Origin of the sequence: Pseudomonas sp. Fl4BN1, from assembly GCF_009908285.1 — a bacterium.
Classification (GTDB): Bacteria; Pseudomonadota; Gammaproteobacteria; order Pseudomonadales; family Pseudomonadaceae; genus Aquipseudomonas.
This window is the reverse complement of sequence record NZ_JAAARM010000007.1, coordinates 201,415-218,634: the sequence shown is the minus strand read 5'-3', so window position 1 is coordinate 218,634 and position 17,220 is coordinate 201,415. Positions and strand designations below refer to the sequence as shown.

The window sequence follows — 17,220 nt, the reverse complement described above, 5'->3', positions numbered from 1 at the left end:
CAGTAGGCAGCGTCAGGTAAATATTTCGACTGACCATCGGTCAATTGAGGTGGGCAAGGATTCTCAACTCTCTTTTTCCGGACAATTTCCCTAGAATGGCGGCCTTTGTCGATCAGCCGGATTGGTTCTTGAGCGTGAAACCCTCCCAGGCCCCGAAGCGCGTAGCAGGCCAGCCGCGACCGCGGAGCAAGCCCGCCGAAGTGCGCCTGGAAGAGTTGATGGCCGCCGCGCAAAGCCTGTTTCTCAGCCAGGGCGTGGAGGCCACCACTATCAGTGAAATCGTCTCCCGCGCCGAGGTGGCCAAGGGCCTTTCTATCACTACTTCGACTCCAGGAACGACATGCTGGTGGCCCTCGGCGAGCGCTATACCCGGCACTTCCTCGAACGCCTGGAGCAGGCAGTGAACGCCTGCGCCGAGGAGGACTGGGTGGCATGGATCAGCAACTGGATCCGCACCAGCGTGCAGGCCTACCTCGACACCTATCGCCTGCACGACATCGTCTACCCCAGCCACCATCACCATGACCGCGGCAACCCGGAGAAGAGCGCGGTCCTTCAGCAATTGCAGGGCATCCTCGAAGGCGGCCGGCAGGCGGGCGTCTGGTCCCTGGCCCAGCCGGGTGTTATCGCCTCGCTGATCTATGCCGGGGTGCATGGCGCCACCGACGATGTGATCGCCGCCGGTGAACAAGATCGCCAGCCCCTGGCCGAAGCAATTGTCCAGGCCTGCCTGCGCAGGCTGGATGTGCCGCACCCCTGAAGCTCCCCCTACGGATAAAAGGAAAGATCCCCCGATGAAAACCACCAAGCGCATTCTCGGCGCCGCACTGGCCGTGTTCCTGGTGTACCAGGGTCATGCCTGGTTCTACTACGGCACGCCCTACGAGGAGCGCAACTACAGCCCCAACCAGGCCTTCTACTACCAGAAGTATCGGATGTTCAGCTGGCGCGCCTGGATTCCGACCATGACCATGCCCGGTGATGGTGACAGTTCACGCTATGCCATCGGTGGCTACCTGCGGGTATTCAACGCCGACGGCACGCTGCAGGGGCAGTCCTATGACCGCTGCATTGCGGTGGTTGATGTGTTCTGGAGCGTTGACGGGGTGGTGGGTTTTGGTTGCACCGACCACCTGATTGCAGTGTCCGGGAGAACCAAGCAGGACTAATCCGCTGCAGCCCCTGGCTAGATCCCTGCGCGGGTGTAGCCAAGGGGCTGGCGCTTCAGGTGCTACTGTCCGGACGGGCCGGCGGTCGCCCGGGGCCGCGGCTCAAAAACCGTTGGCCTTGGCGAAATCCAGTTTGGGATCACGCACGTTGGTGAGGTTGACCGCAGCCCCTGACCAGCCACCCTCCATGTCGTCGCTGATGTGGTACTTGAGCAAGTTGTACTGGATGGCCGTGCCCCCCAGTTGCTGGTAGCCGATCCGTGAGGTGACGGTTTCCAGCAGGCTGGAAATCAGGTACTGCAAGGGTGCCTCGAAGGCCTTGATGGCGATCCCGTAGTCGAAGCCCGCTGCAGGGCTGTCGCGGAAATAGCTGAAGAAATCATGCTTGTTCAGCTCCCGGCCCATGGTGCTGTTGTAGGCCTGGCGGCAGGCTTCGAGGTCGTCGCCGGCGGCCCGTGGCAACTTGAGAAAGTTGTTGAGGTTCTTCAGGGTCACGCAGCCCTGGGTGGCGATCACTTCCGGCATCAGGGTGACGTCCAGTTCGCCGGCACTGTTGGGAATGTTATGCCAGGCGTTGAGGCTGGCCCGCAGTTGCTCGACGCTGTTGCCGGTATAGCCGCGGTAGCTGTAGATGTAGGCCGGAGGCAGCACCAGGCCCATGATCGAGTTCATCTGCGGCACGCTGAGTTGCTGGAAAGGGTGCTCATAGATCCGGCTGCTGTATTCATCGAGGGAGGCCTTGAGCAGGGAGGGGCGCAGGTTGCGCACCGACTTGCCGTTCTCCAGGGCCTCGAACAACTGCACCTCGTTGAGCTGCGACTTGACCTCCACCGTGGCGACTACCCCCTCGATCAGGTACACGTCGGCCGAGCCGAAGGTGCGCAGGGTGGGGAAGTCGTTGCGGTAGATGATCAAGTCGATCTGCTTGGAAATCCCGCCTTCGCTGTCGATGATCTGCCCCGAGCCGATGCTGATGTTGGTCGGCAGGAAACGCTTGAGAACGTCACGGATGAAACTCTCCCGGGCATCGCCGAGCACCGTCGAATGGCTGGCGATGCTGCTGCTGACGCTGCTTTCCAGGACCTTGGCGATGGACTTCGCCCACTTGCTGATGATTGCCACGGGAGTTTCCTTAAATAGGGGCAGGCTTGTTGGGTGGACGGGCGCGGCGCGGGCGCCCGGTGTTCAGGGCAGCAACAGATCGAAATGACTGCTGGCCAGGCGCTCGCCGTTGACCAGCAGGTGCACGGCGTGACGTCCCGGGTAATGCCGGCGGGTGGTGAATTCGCGGATCGGCTGCTGGCGTGCCAGGGTTTGCCGGCCATGCCCCGGCAGGGTGAAGGTCTTGAGCTTGAACACCTTGCTTGCCGTGGCGCCCGAGGCCTTGACGTAGTCGATGGCGTAATCCACCACCAGGCGCTGGGGCTCGGGGTGGGTGGAGAGCAACTGCAGCGACAGGCTCAGGGTCTGGCCGAGATGCAGCGCGCTCGGGGCCACGGCGAAGCCATGGACCTCGACCTCGGCCCGGGCACCGGCGCCGATCAACGTCAGGGCCTGCCGGTCGCCCTGCTTGATCAGGCTGCGCAAGGCATGGCGGGCGATCCAGGCACTGTGGGGCTGCTCCAGCGGCCAGCCCTGCAGGCGCTCCAGCACCCACTGCGGGTGATCCTTGGTGATGTCGTTGAGGTGGTTGGCCACCGATTTGCGCACATACAGGCTGGGGTCGTTCTTCAGCCGTTCGAGGATCGGTGCTGCCAGTTGCGGATCGGCTTGCAACTGTTCCAGGCGGAATGACCAGGGCAGGCGCGGGCGGCTGCCTTCGCTGGCCAGGCGGCGCACATGTTCGTCCGGGTCCAGGGCCCAGTCCTGCATATGCTCCAGGGTCGCGTGCTGATGGCTGACGAGGAACGGGCGCACGGCAAACTCCGAGGAGCCGAAGCCGGTAAAGAACTTCAGTGCGGCCATGGAACGGGCAAAGTCATGGGCGCCGTGGCTGGCGACGAAATGTGGCAGGAAGATGCACACAAAGCGGCTGTTCAGCCGTGGAGCCAGGGCGTAGAGCAGCTCCAGGCTGTGCTCGTAGGAGCCCGGCAATACCTGGTGCAGGCTGTCGCTGACCTGGGCCAGGCGCTGCATCAGCGAGCGTTCTGCAAGGTGGTGACTGGCGCGTTGCAGGAAGCCTCGGTGGTCGAAGGCCGGGTACACCGCGAGCATGGCGTCGGCGATATGGGCCAGGCGTTCGGCGTTGAAGATTTCCTTGAGGGCAGGGGCGGCGTCGGTCATCGGCGGTTCCGGTCGGGAAGAAGGAGCCGCCCAATCTAGATCAGGCGGCTGACAGAATCTGTCAGTAGGCTGCGACCTCAGCGCATCGGCGGCAACGGGCTCTCGGTCTGTTCATCCAGCTCATCGGCTTCGAACAGCCGGGCCAGTTCGGCGCGGGCTTCCTGGGCGGTCTGCAGGACCTTGGCCGCATCGTCGTACACCGCGTGCTGGGCCACCAGCAACTGTTCGTCATGCTGTGTGAAGCGCTGGATGCGCGAGTCGGCCTGGGCCTGGCTGAGCCCCAGGCCGACCAGGGTCCGGCGGCCCATTTCCAGGCTCGAGTAGTAGGTTTCGCGGATCGCCTGGGCGTCCAGGTCCACCAGCCGGTGCACGTGTTGGCGGTTGCGCGCCCGGGCGATGATCTTCAGGTGCGGGTAGAGCTTGCGCACCTGCTCGGCGGTCTTGATGTTGGTCTCCGGGTCATCGGTGGCGATGACGAAGTACTCCGCCTGGCCGACCTTGGCCGCCTTGAGGATCTCCGGGCGCATCGGGTCGCCATAGAACACCGGCATGCCGCCGAAGCTGCGGATCAGCTCGATGGTGTCCACCGAGGTGTCCAGGGCCACGAAGGGGATCTTCTGCGCCCGCAGGATCCGCGCCACGATCTGGCCCATGCGGCCCATCCCGGCAATCACCACCCGTGGGCTGTCGGCGTCGATCTGGCGGTACTCGGGGGGCATTTCCAGCGGCTTGGCCTTGGGCTTGAGCAGCCGCGAGCAGGCCAGCAACAGCAGCGGGGTCAGGGCCATGGACAGGGTGATGGTAAGCACCAGCAAGTCATGCAGGCCGGCTTCGAACAGGCCCTGGTCGCGGCCGATCTTGAACACCACGAAGGCGAACTCACCGCCCGCCGCCAGCACCACGCCCAGGCGCAACGCACTCTCGCGATTCAAACTGCCGGCCAGGCGCCCGACCACGTACAGCAGCGGCAGCTTGAGGCCAATCAGCAGCAGGGTCAGCCCCAGCACCGCCACCGGCATGCTGAACAGCAGGCCGATATTGGCGCCCATGCCGACGCTGATGAAGAACAGCCCCAGCAGCAGGCCCTTGAACGGTTCGATCTGCGCTTCCAGTTCATGCCGGTATTCGGAATCTGCCAGCAGCAGCCCGGCGAGGAAGGCCCCCAGGGCCATGGACACCCCGGCCAGGTCCATCAGCCAGGCGGTGCCGATCACCACCAGCAGGGCGGTGGCGGTGGACACTTCCGGCAGCCGGGTCTTGGCCACGATGCGAAACACCGGGCGCAGCAGGTAGCGTCCACCGACCACCACCACCGCGATGCTGCCCAGCACCTGCAGGCCATGGCTCAAATCCTGGGCGGTACTGGTGTCGTGGTTGCCACCGGCGAGCACTGGCACCATGGCGATCAGCGGGATCGCCGCGATGTCCTGGAACAGCAGGATGGCGAAGGCCAGGCGTCCGTGGGGGCTGTTCAGCTCCTTGCGTTCGGCCAGGCTCTGCAAGCCGAAGGCGGTGGACGACAGCGCCAGCCCAAGGCCGAGGACGATGGCGCTGTTGAGGCGCTGACCGAACAGGAACAGGGCCACGGTGCCGATCACCATGCCGGTCAGCAGTACCTGGGCCAGGCCGACGCCGAACACCGCTTTGCGCATGACCCATAGACGCCGGGGCGAGAGCTCCAGGCCGATGATGAACAGCAACAGCACCACCCCCAGCTCGGAGATATGGCTGACGCTCTGCGGGTTGCCGATCAGCCCCAGCACCGACGGGCCGATCAGTACCCCGGCCAGCAGGTAGCCGAGCACAGCCCCCAGTTGCAGGCGCTTGGCCAGGGGCACGATCAGCACCGCGGCACAGAGAAACACGACGGCGGCTTGTAGCAGGTTGCCTTCATGGGGCATGGGCAGGACTCCAGGTAAAACGCAGTGCGGATTGCTCGATGGCTGATGATAGACAGCCATCGGTGAAGCTTTCACCGTCGGCCAATCGCCGCGGTGCATAGCGCAATAATGAATGCAGGATAAATCGTGTAGCCGGGTTTACGGTCCTTCAGCGCAGGTCACGCCAAAGGCTGTGGGCCCCCTTGATGCTCGGCGGCAACTGGTTGAACAGGGCAACGGCCTCATCGCCCTGATTGTAGAAAACCACAAAGTCGCCGCTGTCGAAGCAGATCCGAAAACCGCAGAGAAAGGTTCTGCCCAGCTCTTGCCAGTCATCGAACAGACCCTGCACCTGGACAATCATCGCGCCGCGCAGGTGGCTGGCCGCCAAGCGCTGCAGCAGGTCTCGAGCCTCCCACGCGCAGCGCACACCGGCCTCAAGCTCGAATCCTGCGGGCAGGTGCATGGGCATTTGCGCGGCGCCGACGCTTTCCCCGTCAGCGAGCAGGAACAGGCTGACCTGGCTGCCGTCCTGGCCATCGAATTGCAGATCGCCGCACTCATCGGTCAGCACCTGTCCGTTGTACAGGTACTGGGCGTGGGTCAGTGCCTGCAGGCGCTGGCCCCGCAAGCTGGCGGCGGCCCGGAGGTGTTCGGGTTGTGCGGCCGGAGTCGGGCGCTGAGCGTCGGGCATGGGGTACTCCTATAGAACGGCAAAGCGTCCATCCCACTGTGGGTCCAGGCGCTGTATGCGCGTGGCCAGCAGGCGACCCAGGCGCCGCTTCAGCCCCTGGTGGAAGAACATATGGCTGTATTGCGTGGCGCTGAAGACCTCCAGGCGTGAGCCTGCGCTGCAGCCGCCGATCTTTTTCAAGGCGCCGCTGATGCCCAGTGGGGTGCGGGTGAACTGCACCGCCGAGGCATCGGCGAGGAACTCCCGCTGGCGGCAGATCGCCGCCTTGATCAGGTTGCCCAGCAGGGTGCCGAGCGAGCCGAGGATCAGCAGGGCCAGGCCCAGCAACGCGAAGACGATCTGCCAGATGAAGCGATTGCGATCGCTGGACAGGTGCTGCTGCTCGGCCTGGCGCAGCAGCGCCATGCCCGCCAGGCTGAACACCAGTAGCCCGTGGATCACCGACAGCAGTCGGGTATTGAGGCGCATGTCGCCGTTGTGAATGTGGCTGAACTCATGGGCGATCATGCCCTGCAACTCTTCGCGATTGAGGTGGGTGATGGCGCCGCGGGTGACCCCGAGCACTGCATGCTCGGGGTCGAGGCCGGCGGCGAAGGCATTGATCGAGGCGTCCGGCAGCACGTATACCCCGGGCATCACGGAGCCTGAGGCCAGGGCCATTTCCTCGACGATATTCAACAGCCGCTGTTCATCGTGGTCCCTGGGGGCTGCGTTGATCAGGCGCCCGCCGAAGAACTCGGCGATCACCTTGCCGCCGGCCCTGAGCCGCCAGGTCTTGTAGCCACTGCCCAGCAGCACCACCAGCAGCATGAGCAGCGCCACGACCGCGACTATGGTCCAGCTGAGCTCCTTGGGCTGGCTGGATTCATGGAGCAGCTCGCGCAACAGCAGGCCGATGCCCAGGCTGCTGACGCTGATCAGGCAGCTTACGGCCAGGGCCATCAGCAGCAGTAGTTTGAGGGTGCGATGCTTGGCGCGGGCCTGGTGCTGGAAAAACTTCATGCAGGTTTCCGAGGTTAGAGCGAATTGTCGGGAGCGGTGTCATGGGGCAGGTTTACTGAAAAGGACACCTTGGATGGGGTGTGAATCACGGCGCTGGCCGAAGAGCCCGGTGAGCCGTGGTGTCGTCAACGCTCGACGGCAGCGCTGTTGCGGATGGTCGCCTCCTTGGGCTGGGGCATCGAATCGCCGCCAAGCAGCGGAGGCATCGGGCAGTCCAGCAGGTCAGCGACCGCGCGCATCAGCTCTGCCTCGGCCACCGTGACGTGGCCGTCATAGGTGATGCACCGGGCCATTGTACTGAGCAGGGTGTGACGCTCTTGCGGGAGTAACTGGCGCAGAAGAGCGATGGCGCTGTCCAGCTGTTCGAGAGTTCCCTCGACGGCCGCTGGTTGCGCAAAGGGCAGCCCGCTCCAGGCGTGATTCCTCGCGCTGGCGCTTTGTTGCGGGGTTGAATGGCCCGCGTTCGCCAGGGCGCTCAGCAGGACCGCCACTTCGTTACTGCGCTGGGCCAGGGTGTACTTGGCGTAGGTCGCGGGCTGGCTGCGGATGTTGCGTTCGATGATGCGCAGCAGCGTCCACTCCATCAACTCTACCTGCTGGTCCGCATTCACCAACTGATTGAGGTTATCGATGAAATCTCGCGCGCTGGTTATAGGCAGTTGCTTGAGTGCGGCAAGGCTCAAGTCGATCAACGGCAGGCGCAGGTCCGGGCTCAAGGCGCGCAACAGGTTCTGCAAGGCCAGCAGGTGCTTGAAGGTGCGGGTTTCGAGGTTGTTGCGTAACAGTTCGAGCTGACGGGCAAGTACCTGGGCATCGGACGACAGCAGCAGGCCATAGATCAGTGCCTGTGCCTGGTCACTGTTACGGGCGCTGTCGAGAAGCAGCTTTGGCAGTCGTCGCAGAATGCTTCGGGCCTGTTGCAGGTGACCCTCCTGCGGTGCTCCGATGCTGTCGATCGAGTGCCGGATGGTGCCCAGGTCAAACCGCGCTTCGACACTTACAGGGGCTTCTGAACTGGGTGTGAACAGCTCGAGTGCGCGGGTGGACATATTGCCGGGCTTCGCTGCTGTCAGGGCTGTTTCTGAGGCTGGTTCATACCGGCCACCGAAACCTGCGGGCTGGGGTGATGACGGGGTCAGTTGCGGTGCAACGGAGCTGAACTGGCCATCCCACTCAGACTCAAGGCGGCGGATACGCTCAGGCAGCGGAGGGTGGGTGGCAAACAGGCCAAATAATGAAAACCCACCGCTGTTGCCAAAAAACATGTGGCGGTATTGCGCCGCATTGTCCGCGCTGATGTGCGAACCGACCGCGCTTTCGGCAATTTTTTTCAGCGCATTGGCAATGCCTTTGGGGTTGCGAGTGAACTGTACGGCGGATGCGTCGGCGAGAAACTCTCGCTGGCGACTGACCGCCGACTGGATCAGCCAGCCAAACAAAGTGCCAATCGAGCCGAGGACTACCAGTACCACCCCGAGAAACATCAGGATCATTGCCAGGCCAAAGGAGAAGCGGCTGTTGCCCTTGATCTTGGTCAGCGCATACAAGAACCCGACGCCCAGAATGCTCAGCATCATGATGCCGAAAACAGCGGAGACCAATCGGGTATTCAGTCGCATGTCGCCGTTGTGGATGTGGCTGAACTCGTGAGCGATCACCCCTTGCAACTCGTCGCGATTGAGCGCCTGCAAGGCGCCCCTGGTGACGCCGATGGCCGCATCCTGAGGCGTCAGGCCCGCTGCGAAGGCGTTGATGCCCTCTTCTGGTAGCACATAGATCGCCGGTGCCGCACAACCCGAAGCCAAGGCGATTTCCTCGACGATGTTCAGCAGGCGATGCTCCTGGGCATCCATTTGCGTGGTGTCGATGGCCAGGCCACCGAGTTCCTGCGCGACCACTTTTCCGCCGGTACTGAGTTTCAGGCTTTCCCACAGGCTACCGAGCACTATCACCAGCAGGGTGATACCGGCCACGATCAGCATCAGTTTCCAATCCAGTGCCGCAGACGCTCCTGCAGTGCCATGGGAATCCTTCATGAGCAGGCCCGCGCCCAGCCCGGCCAAGGAAACCAGGCCAGTGATCGCCAATGTCATCAGCAGCACCAGGGTGCTGGTACGGCGCTTGGCGCGCTCCTGGTGTTGAAAGAAATTCATGCTGCCTTCCATGGACGCTGGACAGTGGAGGGGCTGGGCCAGCCCCGGCCATTAAGTGAACGATACGACTGGGGCGTCCTGGGTCGCGGCGCTGTTGGCGAACTGCAGCAGGGTGGCGTCGCTGCTGTGGCCGAACCATTTGACCAGCATCAGCGCTGGAAAACTCTGCTTGTAGGAGTTGTAGGCGGTCACTGCATCGTTGAAGGCCTGGCGGGCGAAGGACACTTTATTTTCAGTGCTGGTGATCTCTTCCGTCAGTTGGATCATGGCGTGCGAGGCTTTGAGATCAGGGTAGGCCTCGACGATGACCTTCATCCGTTCCATGGCGCTGGCCAGTACGCCTTCGGCCTCGCCCAATTGTGCGATGGTCCGAGCGTTGCCTGGCTGTGCAACAGCGGCTTGCAAGCTGACCTGGGCCGAGTTGCGGGCATTGATCACGGCTTCGAGAGTGTCTCGCTCATGCTTGAGGTAACCCCGGGCGGTTTCCACCAGGTTGGGGATGAGGTCGTAGCGGCGTTGCAGCTGGACTTCGATTTGCGCAAACGCATTCTGGAAGGCGTTTCGCAGCCTGACCAATGTGTTGTAGATACCGATGATGAATAGCACCAGCAGGGCGATAACAACCAGGGTAATGATGTCGGGGGTTGTCACGGGATGTCCTTATCAGCCGGTTTGAGAGGGCGGCAATGGTAACTGAATATCCTCAGGCATCAACCAGCGTGGCCAGCGTTGTTGCCACTCTTGTGCTGCCGGCTTGCTCTAGCCGCGTCGATCAACTCCCTGGGGCTGCGGTCAGGCGACAGTGGAGGATTGCCAAATCCCGGCAATTCTGCGAAAAAGCGCTCCGCGTTGCGCGGCCCGAATCGTGGCCGGGAACAGGTTTTTGCAGCTCCAGGGACAGGTAATGGACAAGATCATACTCAGGTTGTCGGTCGTCGACGACTACCCGCCGGCAGCCACTGAAGGGGTCTGGGCCGAGCGCCAGCCTTCGGGTTTCTACCGTATCGCCAATATTCCGTTCTACTCCCAGGACGTCTGCCTGGACGACGAAGTAGAGGTGCGAGTCGAGGCTGACGGTCTGAAGTGGTTTCAGCAGGTCGGCATAAGCAGTGGCAATAGCACTTTGCGCCTGGTGTTCATGACCTCGGAGGACCAGCGGGTGCCCGAGGTGCTGGAGCGGATCAACGCTCTGGGGTGCAGTTGGGAAGGGTTCAGCTCACGCTTCTACTCGGTGAATGTGCCCGCCACGGTGCTGCTCGACAGCGTGCTGGAGTACTTGCAGGAACGCTTCGAGCAGGGCTGGCTGGACTACGAGTCCGGGCTGCTGCGGCAGTGACGGCGCTAGCCGCCAGGCGAGCGTTCCCGGGCGCAATGGGCCATAACAGGAGTAAGCCTTGATGCGTTGGACCTTTGATGCAACGACCTACAGCGCCTATGTCGAGGACGAGGTGCGGTTCTTCGGGTTGGCCGATGACCCGGTCGAGCCCGAGCACTACCTGCTGTTGCAGCGCGCCGAAGCCTTTGATGAGCAGGACCGGGCGCTGGGTATGGCGACCTACTACGTTGAACTGGCTGGGCCAGGTGCGGCCGGCTACGGCGGTATTGAACGGGTGCAACTGGCAGAGGGGCAATTGACCCTGCATTTTTCGCCGGCGCTGTCCTGGTGCCAGGCCCTGCCCAGCCTGCAGGTGCGCTGGAATGCCGAACTGGCGACTCTCGCGCAGGTTGAGATGGCACTTGAGGGGATCTTCATCGATACGGACACCCTGATCCAGACGCCGAGCCGATGATTGCCAAATACCGGCAATTCTGCGAAAAAGCGCCCCGCAGTCCCGAGACGGGGCGATGCTTGAGCGAGAGTGAATGATGAACGACGAGTTACAGGTGATCGATATCCAGTTGGGCGAGGGCAAGGCGGTGGTCAAGGGCGCCCTGATCACCACCCAGTACCGGGGTTTCCTGGAGGACGGCACAAGCTTCGATTCCTCCTACGATCGCGGCAAGCCGTTCCAGTGCGTGATCGGCAGCGGGCGGGTGATCAAGGGTTGGGACCAGGGCCTGATGGGCATGCAGGTTGGCGGCAAGCGCAAGCTGCTGGTGCCGGCGCACCTGGGTTATGGCGAGCGCTGCGTGGGCGCAATCCCGCCTAATTCCAACCTGACGTTCGAGATCGAGTTGCTCGAAGTCCTGACCCGCGACGACTGAGGCAGCCCCCCGTAGTGACTTTGAAAAGGCAAACCGATGCTGGCCAATAAAGCGTGCCCGGTGGTTCTGCGTCGCCAGGGCGCACTGGAAATCCTCGCGTTCCGACACCCCTTGGCGGGGCTGCAACTGGTCAAGGGCACACTGGAGCCAGGCGAGGCTACGTCTGTCGCGGCTGTCCGTGAACTGGCGGAGGAGGCGGGCATCCAGGGGCAGGCGCTCCGCCCACTGGGGATCTGGCAGTGCGCGGTGAGCGGCCAGGTCTGGGCCTTCCATGAGTGTTCCGTGGCCGCCGCGCTGCCGCAGGCCTGGAGTCATTTCTGCGAGGATGACGGAGGGCACGAGTTCCGGTTTTTCTGGCATCCCCTGGCCTGTGAGCCCTCGGATCAATGGCACCCGTTGTTCCAGGGCGCCCTGGCCTTTTTGCGCGAGCGGCTGCTCGCAGCGGCCAGTGACACCTGAGTCCGGCTCAGGCTGGCCAGGGCCTTATTGCCCCAATCGGTACTGGTTGTTGCCACTGCGCTTGGCCTCATACATCGCCAGGTCGGCAACGTGCAGTAGTTGGTCCATGTGCCCGGCGTGATCGGGAAACATCGCCACGCCCAGGCTGCTGCCGATGCTGTGCCGGTGGCTGTCGACTTCCACCGGCGGTGATAGCAGGCTGAAAATCTGCTCGCCGATGCGCCGGGCCTCCTCCGCCAGGTCGAGCCCTGGGGCCAGGCCCTCGAGAATCACCACGAATTCATCGCCGCCAATGCGCGCCACCGTGTCGCTGGCCCGCAGGATGCCTTGCAGGCGCTGGGCGGTGGCACTGAGTACGCGGTCTCCGGCGGCATGGCCGAACTGATCGTTGATCGCCTTGAAGCCATTCAGGTCGACGAACACCAGGGCCACCCGGGTCTGTTCGTGACGCGCCTGCTCCAGGGCCCGGGACAGGCGCTGCTCGAGCATCAAGCGGTTGGGCAGGCCGGTCAGCGGGTCGAAATGCGCCAGTTGCTGCAGGTGGTGGGTGGAGACCTTTTCATCGGTGATGTCACGCACCACGCCCATCATCTTCAGGGTGGTGCCATGCACATTCTTCACCACGTTGCCGGTTTCCCGCAGCCAGTGGATGCTGCCGTCGGGCCACACCACGCGGTATTCCTCATCATGGTTCTCGCCGGTTTCCAGGCAACGCAACTCGCCAGCGCGGATCCGCGCCCGATCCTCCGGGTGCACGCAGGAACAGAAGAGCTCGTAGGACGGCAGCACTTCGCCGACCTTGAACCCGAACATGCCGTAGATCGCTTCCGACCAGTACAGGCGCTGGGTGTCGACCTCCCAATCCCAGGTGCCGATTTGCGCGAAGTACTGGCTGCGCTTGAAGCGCTCGGCGTCGTCGGGCAAGCCTTCGGCGAGTTCTCGATAGACCTTCAGCAGCGCCTGGGCACGGCGTTCGCGGCGCAGCAGCCACAACGCCAGTGCGGCCAGCAGCAAGGTCAGGCAGAGCAGGGACCAGACAGCAATCATAGGATTCTGGACAACATGGAAAGAGAGGGGATGGGCGCGGATGGCCCTTGGCTATGTTAATCCACGACGTGGGCCGGGCAGCAGTTTTTTCTGCAGCGCGGTGTTGCTCATCGACGGTGCGAGTGGCAGCCCCGTTCGTGGGATTTTTTGTTCGCCGGGTGGCTTGCGCAGGATGGGCCACGGGAGCATGATGCTTCGCACATAGGTATAGGGGGTATGGGTATGTCGCACACACACGCACAGAAGGATGAGCTGCTCAAGCGGGTCCGGCGCATTCTCGGCCAGGTCCAGGCCGTGGAGCGGGCGCTGGAGACCGGTGCCGACTGTGGCAAGACCCTGCATCTGGTGGCGGCTACCCGTGGCGCCATCAGCGGGCTGATGGGCGAGATCATTGAAGCCCATGCCCTGGAACACGTGGCCAACCCCGAGCTCAGCGACGCCGAGCGGGCCCAGGGCGTTGACGAGTTGCTGCAAGCCATTCGCCGTTATTCCAAGTAGGAGCATCCCGATGAATCTGTCTCAGCGCGCTGCCCACTTGGCCCACGACCACCAGTTTCTCGGGGCCGACCACGATGACAATGCCCGGCGCACCCTGTGGGTGGTGGTGTTGACGGTGGTGATGATGACGGTGGAAATCGTCGCCGGTTATCTCACCGGTTCCATGGCCCTGCTGGCTGATGGGTTGCACATGGCCACCCACGCCGGGGCCCTGGGCATCGCCGCGGCGGCCTATGGTTTTGCTCGGCGCAATGCTGGCAATACACGCTTCAGTTTCGGTACCGGCAAGGTTGGCGACCTGGCGGGTTTCGCCTCGGCGATCATCCTCGGCCTGGTGGCCCTGGGAATTGCCGGCGAATCCCTGGTGCGACTGTTGCAACCTACCCGCGTGGCCTTTGGCGAGGCCACGCTGATCGCCGTGGTGGGGCTGCTGGTGAATATCCTCAGCGCCTGGCTGCTGGGCGGCGGTCACGGGCATCACGCCCACGCCCACGGGCATCCTCATGATCACGAGCATCACGAGCATCACGAGCATCACGGGCATCATCAGGCGCACGGCGACAACAACCTGCGTTCGGCCTATGTGCATGTGCTGGCCGATGCCCTGACTTCAGTGCTGGCCATTGCCGCGCTGCTCGCCGGGCGCTATCTGGGCTGGGTCTGGCTCGACCCGGTGATGGGCATCGTCGGCGCGCTGGTGATCGCTCGTTGGTCCTATGCGCTGATCAAGTCCAGTGCCGCAGTGCTGCTGGACGCCAGTGACGAGCGGGTCGCGGCGCAGATCCGCGCTTCGGTGGAAGGACCGGGGGACGCCAGCATCGTCGACCTGCATGTGTGGCAAGTAGGGCCTGACGCGCGTGCGGCGATTGTCAGCGTGGTGGCCCAGGCTTCCCTCAGCGTCGAGGCGCTGCGTGGGCGCCTGGCAGTGCTGCCCGGTTTGTCACACCTGACTCTGGAACTGCGCAGCGTTTGAACGCTGCCGGCCGGGCGCTTCACATGGCGCCCGGGCGGCACAGTTCAAGCACCGAGTAGGTCATCCCCACCAGCGCCACCGCCAGCAGTACCAGGCTTGAAACTGCGGTCACCAGGCGTTTGTACTTCAGCGAGAAACCCTGGCGAGCCACCAGGATATAAGCCCCCAGTACGGCAAAGTCGATCAGGACCCAGACCAGCGTCAGCAGCAGCGCGCTGTGCTGCAGGGAGCGGCTGACCTGGATGAACTGGGGAAAGAACGAGACAAAGAAGATGATGTCTTTGGGGTTGCCGATTCCCACCAGGAACCCAGTCAGCAGCCCTTGGCCACGACGTCGTTCAGCTCCTGCGACAGGTTCCCCGGTTGCAGCGCCCAACACCTCCCGCAACCCCTGCAGCGCCAGCCAGGCAATGAAGCCGCAGCCCAGCAGGCTCACCCAACTGATCAGCCTCGGGTCCAGCGCCAGGCCGCTGGTCAGCATCAGCACCGCCAGCAATGCCAGCAGCAATGAGGCCGCATTGGTGCCCAGGGCGGTCAACAGGGCCTGGCGTGGTCCGGCGTTCATGCTGGTGTTGACGATCAGCGCCACCACCGGCCCCGGGGTCGCCACCAGCATCAGCACACTGAGCATGTAGACCAACAATAACGACAGATTCAACTCCACGTAAAAACTCCTCGGCAATGGCACAAGGGGCCAGCTTGGGGGCTTTTAGCCGCGTTGAAAAACGTAAAAAGCTGTGACCTACTATGAGTATTAATCACAGTGAGTGCTTGTCGATGGTTGAGTCACTGCCACCGCTTTATGCCTTGCGGGCCTTCGAAGTGGCCGCCCGTTCCAGCTCCTTCACCCGGGCCGCCGAGGAACTGTCCCTGACCCAAAGCGCCATCAGCCGGCATATCCGTACCCTGGAAAGCCAGTTCGGTTGCCGCCTGTTCGAGCGCCACGGGCCGCGCCTGGTGCTGACTGACGCTGGGCAGCGCCTGGCCCGGGAACTCAAGGCCGGTTTCCGGATCATCGAGGATGCTTGTCTGCCGCTGCGCAGCGGCAGCGCTCAGTTGCGCCTGAAAGCACCTTCGACCCTGACCATGCGCTGGCTGCTGCGGGCCCTGGAAAAACTCAAGTGCGACAGCCCGGAGCTGGCGGTACAACTGGCCAGTGTGTGGATGGACTTCGACCACGTGGACTTCTACGCCGAGCCCTACGATTGCGCGATTCTCCTGGGCAACGGTCACTTCGGCGCCGGGGTCGAAGCCTGCAAGCTGTTCGATGAGTGGCTGATCCCGATTGGCCCGGCCGAAGCGGCGGACGCGCAGCCTTGGACCCTGGAGCGGCTCAGGGATGCGCCGCTGATCCACCCCTCGGCGGACCGTCGGGATTGGCGCCGCTGGCTGCAGGCCCACGGGGCGTTGGACCGGGTGCGGCTGGATCGGGGCACGGTCTTCGACACCCTGGACCAGGCAATCTCCGCAGCCGTGGCTGGGCATGGCCTGTCCATTGGCGACCTGCACCTGGTGGCCGAGGACATTCGCCGTGGCCAGGTCGGCTTGCCGTTCCCCAGCGCGGTAGCTTCAGGGGACGGCTATTACCTGGTATGGCTGCGGGACAGCCCGCGCCAGGAGCGCCTGGTCCGGCTGCGGGCATTTCTGTTGAGCCAGGTAACACCGATCGACGACCTCGACCTCGACTATCTTCAGGCCGGTGCCCCGGCGACACCGGCCTGAGTGGCGCTCAGGGGCGCAGCATGACCCAGTCGCGATGCAGGTCGGCGCCACAGTGAAAGGTGGTTTCACCGACGATGGCAAAGCCATTGCGCTGATAGAAACGGATGGCCCGGGCATTGGCTTCGTTGACTGTCAGGCGCAGCGGCCCGGGCTGTTGCGCCAGGGTATGGCTCAGCAGGTACTGGGCAGCGCCACTGCCATGGTGTTCGGCGTCCAGGTAGCAGCGGGTCAGTTCGGCGATGCCGTCCGCGGCGCTTACCCCGAGCGCTTCGGGCTGTTGGCTGATCAGGCTGTAGCCGATGACCTGCGGCCCCTGCAACAGCACCCGCAGCTGCTTGTCGGGTTGCTGCAGCAGTGCGGCAAAATGTTCCGGTAACAGGTGCTCTTCAATGAATGCCTCGATTTCCTTCGCCGGGGTATCTGGCGGGCAGGCGAGGGCGAAGGTCTGGCGGGCGATCTGGCTCAGGCGCCGGCTGTCCGTGGGCTGTCCGTGGGCTGTGCTGGGCGAACCTGCAAAGGCATCGATTTCTCTCCTTGAACGATCATTGGCTTGGGCTCGCCGAGCATACCGTTAACTTCCGGGCGCTGGCGTGCCGGCGAAGGGGCCGGCAGCCGGGTGCTAAAGCTCAGCCCAGGATGATGTAGTCGTTGTGCTGGACGATGCCGTTGTGCGGCCCTGGCACGAGGTGCACATAACGCCCTTGCAACAGATCGATCGGCAGGCAGTCGTCGACATCCAGCAACGCATCGGTGTGGGACTTGTGCCAGTGGGCGAGCATCTGCTGCTTGCCCTTGGCCTTGGCTTCGAGCTTGTCCCGGGCCACTGCCAGCAGGTAGCGGTGGGCCTCGCCGAAGGTCGCCGTCTCGTAGCCGCCCAGGTTCAGGAAATACAGGCGTGGAGCACCTGGGGCCGGGGCCAGGTTGCTCAGTTCGACTTTGTAGTCCTCGACCCCGTCGACCTTCATCCAGGAGTCGATATGCAGGCCTGTCGGGCTGCCGAACCAGACGTCACGCAGTTGCGGATGGGCCGCTTCAAGGCTCTCGGCGACCACGAACTGGACATCGTGGACTTCGATTTTCGCTCTGGGGTGTTTTCCTCCCAGCATCACCACGAACAACATGCTTGTTCCTTTTT

At 63.4% G+C, this 17,220-nt stretch carries 21 protein-coding genes; 10 read left to right on the top strand and 11 right to left on the bottom strand.

Features of this window, described 5'->3' with window-relative positions:
* Window positions 1–95 precede the first annotated feature (95 nt).
* Genes GV818_RS35000 through GV818_RS10835 form a run of 3 tightly spaced genes read left to right on the top strand, consistent with a single transcriptional unit; the run spans window position 96 to window position 1,169 of the window.
* Window positions 96–404, top strand: coding sequence for a TetR/AcrR family transcriptional regulator (locus GV818_RS35000; RefSeq protein ID WP_372242088.1), 309 nt, complete (start codon window positions 96–98; stop codon window positions 402–404).
* On the top strand, window positions 341–760 hold the full coding sequence (locus GV818_RS10840; protein ID WP_256679453.1) for a hypothetical protein: 420 nt from the start codon (window positions 341–343) through the stop codon (window positions 758–760). Before GV818_RS35000 ends, GV818_RS10840 begins: the two co-directional genes overlap by 64 nt.
* Before the next feature lie 34 nt (window positions 761–794).
* Complete coding sequence (locus tag GV818_RS10835) at window positions 795–1,169, top strand: hypothetical protein (RefSeq protein WP_161776539.1); 375 nt, start codon at window positions 795–797, stop codon at window positions 1,167–1,169.
* A gap of 102 nt (window positions 1,170–1,271) precedes the next feature.
* On the opposite strand, the gene GV818_RS10830 is transcribed toward GV818_RS10835, so the two are convergent.
* From GV818_RS10830 to GV818_RS10800, 7 genes are all read right to left on the bottom strand, one after another.
* Complete coding sequence (locus GV818_RS10830; protein WP_161776538.1) at window positions 1,272–2,291, bottom strand: DUF6602 domain-containing protein; 1,020 nt, start codon at window positions 2,289–2,291, stop codon at window positions 1,272–1,274.
* A 63-nt stretch (window positions 2,292–2,354) separates the two neighbouring features.
* The gene (locus GV818_RS10825; RefSeq protein ID WP_161758108.1) at window positions 2,355–3,452 is read right to left on the bottom strand and encodes a DNA alkylation repair protein; all 1,098 of its coding nucleotides are present in this window, start codon (window positions 3,450–3,452) and stop codon (window positions 2,355–2,357) included.
* A gap of 77 nt (window positions 3,453–3,529) precedes the next feature.
* Window positions 3,530–5,353, bottom strand: a complete 1,824-nt coding sequence (locus tag GV818_RS10820) for a monovalent cation:proton antiporter-2 (CPA2) family protein (RefSeq protein WP_161758109.1) — start codon at window positions 5,351–5,353, stop codon at window positions 3,530–3,532.
* A 148-nt stretch (window positions 5,354–5,501) separates the two neighbouring features.
* Window positions 5,502–6,026: a hypothetical protein gene (locus tag GV818_RS10815; protein ID WP_161776537.1), complete on the bottom strand. Its 525-nt coding sequence runs from the start codon at window positions 6,024–6,026 to the stop codon at window positions 5,502–5,504.
* A 9-nt stretch (window positions 6,027–6,035) separates the two neighbouring features.
* Window positions 6,036–7,028, bottom strand: coding sequence for a M48 family metalloprotease (locus GV818_RS10810; RefSeq protein WP_161776536.1), 993 nt, complete (start codon window positions 7,026–7,028; stop codon window positions 6,036–6,038).
* A 125-nt stretch (window positions 7,029–7,153) separates the two neighbouring features.
* Window positions 7,154–9,181: a M48 family metallopeptidase gene (locus GV818_RS10805; protein WP_161776535.1), complete on the bottom strand. Its 2,028-nt coding sequence runs from the start codon at window positions 9,179–9,181 to the stop codon at window positions 7,154–7,156.
* Window positions 9,182–9,232: 51 nt separating this feature from the next.
* The gene (locus GV818_RS10800; protein ID WP_161758113.1) at window positions 9,233–9,832 is read right to left on the bottom strand and encodes a LemA family protein; all 600 of its coding nucleotides are present in this window, start codon (window positions 9,830–9,832) and stop codon (window positions 9,233–9,235) included.
* Between the two features lie 253 nt (window positions 9,833–10,085).
* Here GV818_RS10800 and GV818_RS10795 point away from each other — a divergent pair, with 253 nt between their 5' ends.
* The 4 genes from GV818_RS10795 to GV818_RS10780 all read left to right on the top strand — a co-directional run bounded on the left by GV818_RS10795 (window position 10,086) and on the right by GV818_RS10780 (window position 11,845).
* A complete protein-coding gene (locus GV818_RS10795; RefSeq protein ID WP_161758114.1) occupies window positions 10,086–10,517 on the top strand; it encodes a DUF4265 domain-containing protein in 432 nt (143 codons plus the stop codon).
* 61 nt (window positions 10,518–10,578) lie between these two features.
* Window positions 10,579–10,971, top strand: a complete 393-nt coding sequence (locus GV818_RS10790; protein WP_161776534.1) for an Imm10 family immunity protein — start codon at window positions 10,579–10,581, stop codon at window positions 10,969–10,971.
* 76 nt (window positions 10,972–11,047) lie between these two features.
* Window positions 11,048–11,386: an FKBP-type peptidyl-prolyl cis-trans isomerase gene (locus GV818_RS10785; protein ID WP_161776533.1), complete on the top strand. Its 339-nt coding sequence runs from the start codon at window positions 11,048–11,050 to the stop codon at window positions 11,384–11,386.
* 36 nt (window positions 11,387–11,422) lie between these two features.
* Window positions 11,423–11,845, top strand: a complete 423-nt coding sequence (locus tag GV818_RS10780) for an NUDIX hydrolase (protein ID WP_161758117.1) — start codon at window positions 11,423–11,425, stop codon at window positions 11,843–11,845.
* A gap of 24 nt (window positions 11,846–11,869) precedes the next feature.
* Here GV818_RS10780 and GV818_RS10775 read toward each other — a convergent pair whose 3' ends face one another.
* The gene (locus tag GV818_RS10775; RefSeq protein ID WP_161758118.1) at window positions 11,870–12,892 is read right to left on the bottom strand and encodes a sensor domain-containing diguanylate cyclase; all 1,023 of its coding nucleotides are present in this window, start codon (window positions 12,890–12,892) and stop codon (window positions 11,870–11,872) included.
* A 222-nt stretch (window positions 12,893–13,114) separates the two neighbouring features.
* Here GV818_RS10775 and GV818_RS10770 point away from each other — a divergent pair, with 222 nt between their 5' ends.
* The gene (locus GV818_RS10770; protein ID WP_161758119.1) at window positions 13,115–13,390 is read left to right on the top strand and encodes a metal/formaldehyde-sensitive transcriptional repressor; all 276 of its coding nucleotides are present in this window, start codon (window positions 13,115–13,117) and stop codon (window positions 13,388–13,390) included.
* A gap of 10 nt (window positions 13,391–13,400) precedes the next feature.
* Window positions 13,401–14,363 (top strand): CDF family Co(II)/Ni(II) efflux transporter DmeF, encoded by a 963-nt coding sequence (gene dmeF, locus GV818_RS10765; RefSeq protein ID WP_161776532.1) that lies wholly within the window; start codon window positions 13,401–13,403, stop codon window positions 14,361–14,363.
* A 19-nt stretch (window positions 14,364–14,382) separates the two neighbouring features.
* Here the strand turns inward: dmeF and GV818_RS10760 are convergent, their stop codons facing one another.
* Window positions 14,383–15,021 carry a LysE family translocator gene (locus GV818_RS10760; RefSeq protein WP_178124857.1) on the bottom strand — a complete coding sequence of 213 codons (639 nt, stop codon included), beginning with the start codon at window positions 15,019–15,021 and terminating at the stop codon, window positions 14,383–14,385.
* A 119-nt stretch (window positions 15,022–15,140) separates the two neighbouring features.
* Between GV818_RS10760 and GV818_RS10755 the strand changes: the two genes are divergently transcribed.
* Window positions 15,141–16,085: a LysR substrate-binding domain-containing protein gene (locus tag GV818_RS10755; protein WP_161776530.1), complete on the top strand. Its 945-nt coding sequence runs from the start codon at window positions 15,141–15,143 to the stop codon at window positions 16,083–16,085.
* Between the two features lie 7 nt (window positions 16,086–16,092).
* On the opposite strand, the gene GV818_RS10750 is transcribed toward GV818_RS10755, so the two are convergent.
* A complete protein-coding gene (locus tag GV818_RS10750) occupies window positions 16,093–16,464 on the bottom strand; it encodes a GNAT family N-acetyltransferase (protein ID WP_256679457.1) in 372 nt (123 codons plus the stop codon).
* A 247-nt stretch (window positions 16,465–16,711) separates the two neighbouring features.
* Entirely contained in the window at window positions 16,712–17,206 is a 495-nt protein-coding gene (locus GV818_RS10745) for a DUF1543 domain-containing protein (RefSeq protein WP_161776529.1), read from the bottom strand.
* Window positions 17,207–17,220 lie beyond the last annotated feature (14 nt).

What these genes read in the sequence shown, in the direction of transcription:
- GV818_RS35000 (WP_372242088.1), top strand. Translation starts at nt 96, where the DNA reads ATGGCGGCCTTTGTCGATCAGCCGGATTGGTTCTTGAGCGTGAAACCC.
- GV818_RS10840 (WP_256679453.1), top strand. Translation starts at nt 341, where the DNA reads ATGCTGGTGGCCCTCGGCGAGCGCTATACCCGGCACTTCCTCGAACGC.
- GV818_RS10835 (WP_161776539.1), top strand. Translation starts at nt 795, where the DNA reads ATGAAAACCACCAAGCGCATTCTCGGCGCCGCACTGGCCGTGTTCCTG.
- GV818_RS10825 (WP_161758108.1), bottom strand. Translation starts at nt 3,452, where the DNA reads ATGACCGACGCCGCCCCTGCCCTCAAGGAAATCTTCAACGCCGAACGC.
- GV818_RS10820 (WP_161758109.1), bottom strand. Translation starts at nt 5,353, where the DNA reads ATGCCCCATGAAGGCAACCTGCTACAAGCCGCCGTCGTGTTTCTCTGT.
- GV818_RS10815 (WP_161776537.1), bottom strand. Translation starts at nt 6,026, where the DNA reads ATGCCCGACGCTCAGCGCCCGACTCCGGCCGCACAACCCGAACACCTC.
- GV818_RS10810 (WP_161776536.1), bottom strand. Translation starts at nt 7,028, where the DNA reads ATGAAGTTTTTCCAGCACCAGGCCCGCGCCAAGCATCGCACCCTCAAA.
- GV818_RS10805 (WP_161776535.1), bottom strand. Translation starts at nt 9,181, where the DNA reads ATGAATTTCTTTCAACACCAGGAGCGCGCCAAGCGCCGTACCAGCACC.
- GV818_RS10795 (WP_161758114.1), top strand. Translation starts at nt 10,086, where the DNA reads ATGGACAAGATCATACTCAGGTTGTCGGTCGTCGACGACTACCCGCCG.
- GV818_RS10790 (WP_161776534.1), top strand. Translation starts at nt 10,579, where the DNA reads ATGCGTTGGACCTTTGATGCAACGACCTACAGCGCCTATGTCGAGGAC.
- GV818_RS10785 (WP_161776533.1), top strand. Translation starts at nt 11,048, where the DNA reads ATGAACGACGAGTTACAGGTGATCGATATCCAGTTGGGCGAGGGCAAG.
- GV818_RS10780 (WP_161758117.1), top strand. Translation starts at nt 11,423, where the DNA reads ATGCTGGCCAATAAAGCGTGCCCGGTGGTTCTGCGTCGCCAGGGCGCA.
- GV818_RS10775 (WP_161758118.1), bottom strand. Translation starts at nt 12,892, where the DNA reads ATGATTGCTGTCTGGTCCCTGCTCTGCCTGACCTTGCTGCTGGCCGCA.
- GV818_RS10770 (WP_161758119.1), top strand. Translation starts at nt 13,115, where the DNA reads ATGTCGCACACACACGCACAGAAGGATGAGCTGCTCAAGCGGGTCCGG.
- dmeF (WP_161776532.1), top strand. Translation starts at nt 13,401, where the DNA reads ATGAATCTGTCTCAGCGCGCTGCCCACTTGGCCCACGACCACCAGTTT.
- GV818_RS10755 (WP_161776530.1), top strand. Translation starts at nt 15,141, where the DNA reads ATGGTTGAGTCACTGCCACCGCTTTATGCCTTGCGGGCCTTCGAAGTG.
- GV818_RS10745 (WP_161776529.1), bottom strand. Translation starts at nt 17,206, where the DNA reads ATGTTGTTCGTGGTGATGCTGGGAGGAAAACACCCCAGAGCGAAAATC.